Here is a 2,103-nt window from a genome sequence, read left to right on the forward strand (position 1 = left end):
CCGCGGTCGCGCTGGGCACCGACACCGGCGGCTCGATCCGCATCCCCGCCGCGCTCTGCGGCCTGACCGGCTTCAAGCCGACCGCCAGCCGCGTGCCGCGCTCGGGCGGCGTGCCGTTGTCGACCACGCTCGACTCGTTCGGGCCGATCGGCGTCTCGGTGGCCTGCTGCGCGCTGGTCGACCGGATCCTCGCCGGCCTGGCGCCGCGCGTGCCGGCCGCGCGGCCGCTCGAAGGCGTGCGGCTCGGGGTGCTCAATCATTATGTGACGGACGGCATGGATGCCGAGGTCGGCGCCGCCTTCGACGCCGCGCTGCGCCATCTCGAGGCGGCCGGCGCGATCGTCTCCGACCTGCGTTTCGCCCCGCTCGACCGCCTGCCCGAGATCAACCGCTTCGGCTTCTCGCCGATCGAGGCCTATGCCTGGCACCGGCCGCTGCTGGCCAATCGGCGCGACCAGTACGATCCGCGCGTGCTGGCGCGCATCCTCAAGGGCGAGACGGCCAGCGCGGCCGACTACCTGGACCTGATCGCCGCGCGCGCCGCCATGCTCGACGAGGCCGAGCAGACGCTCTGGTCGCGCGTCGACGCGGTGCTGGCGCCGACCGTGCCGGTGGTGCCGCCGCGCATCGCCGAGCTGGAAGCCGACGACGAGGCCTTCGGGCGCACCAACGCGCTGATCCTGCGCAACCCGAGCGCCTTCAACTTCCTCGACGCCTGCGCGCTGTCGGTGCCCTGCCATCCGCGCGACGCGGCGCCGGTCGGGCTGATGCTGGCCGCCGGCCCGCATCGCGACGATGCCCTGCTGGCGATCGGCCAGGCGGTCGAGGCGGTGCTGGCGGCGATTCGCTGAATCCGCGGGGCGGGGGGCATGCAGGCCGCGGCTGGAGCCGCCGCCTTGGCGGCGACGGCCTCGATCGCCGCGCACGAGCCTGACGCCCGGCCGACCGCCGCGCCAGCTTGCGCGCCCGGCACTGCCACCGCGAGCCAGCTTCCGCCCGGAAATCCCGTCCGGCGCACGAAAACAGCGGCCCGTTCGCGATAAAATCCGACCACTCCATTTTCGGGACCGACCACCGATGAACGATTTCTCGCTGTCGCTGCGCCGCGAGCGCCGCCTCCTGACGCTGCTCGGCGTCGTCTGCGTCGCCCTGCTGGCGGGCGCGCTGTACCTGCAGTTCGTCAAGGGCGAGGATCCCTGCCCGCTGTGCATCATCCAGCGCTACTTCTTCGCGCTGATCGCGATCTTCTCCTTCCTCGGCACCGGCCTGCGCAGCTGGCGCAGCCTCGCCGTGATCGAACTGCTGATCGTGATCGCCGCGCTGGCCGGCGCCGGCACCGCCCTGCACCACCTGCAGATCCAGCTGCACCCGGGCTTCAGCTGCGGTTTCGACACGCTGCAGCCGATCGTCGACAGCCTGCCGCCCGCGCACTGGCTGCCGAGCGTGTTCAAGGTGGCCGGCCTCTGCGAGACGGCCTACCCGCCGATCCTCGGCATCCTGCTGCCGGGCTGGGCCGCGATCGGCTTCGTGGTGATCTTCCTGGCCGTGGCCGGCAGCCTGGTGCGCAACCGCCGCCGCATCGCGCGCGGGGTCTGAGCCCGTTCCACGCGCCTCGCGCGGCGGCCCCGGGCACGCCGCGCACGCCGTTCGGCGTAAACACCTAAGTCTCGCCGGGGCCCGCCGGGCCCCGTCCCTCCAGTCGCATCGCGGCCCGCCCCGGCGGCCGCGCCTGCCCCGCGCGGCGGCCTTCGCCGCGCGTCGGCCGGGTCCGTCGACGCCGCCCCCGCGCCCGACGTACTAGGATCGACATGATCGCCTCCAAATAGCCCGCATCAGCCAGGGAAAATATTTCCCGGAATTTGCGGTGCTATCGTCAAAACCGGATGGCGATCTACGTGCGCGAGGCTGGAGTCCTCGAAGCTTGTCGACCCTGCGTAACGCGCGCCTGATCCGCAATGTCTGCTATCGACCATGACAACGCAAACCATCCGTATCCGTCCCCCAGGCAGCACGTCCCGCGTGCGCGCCACCCCCCCGAACCGGCCGTTCGACGCCGTGCGCCAGCCCGCGCCGGTCCGAGGCGCGCCGCGACGGGCCAGCGCC

2 protein-coding genes are annotated in these 2,103 nt (G+C 72.7%); both read left to right on the forward strand.

Translation table 11 applies throughout. The features are described from left to right. A partial coding sequence (locus F3J18_RS36910) for an amidase (RefSeq protein WP_240156519.1) occupies nt 1-851 on the forward strand: 851 nt, incomplete at its 5' end. 226 nt (nt 852-1,077) lie between these two features. Beyond that, nucleotides 1,078-1,596: a disulfide bond formation protein B gene (locus F3J18_RS36915; RefSeq protein WP_013696970.1), complete on the forward strand. Its 519-nt coding sequence runs from the start codon at nt 1,078-1,080 to the stop codon at nt 1,594-1,596. Nucleotides 1,597-2,103 lie beyond the last annotated feature (507 nt).

The organism is Burkholderia sp. Ax-1720 (assembly GCF_011753035.1).
Lineage (GTDB): Bacteria > Pseudomonadota > Gammaproteobacteria > Burkholderiales > Burkholderiaceae > Burkholderia > Burkholderia gladioli.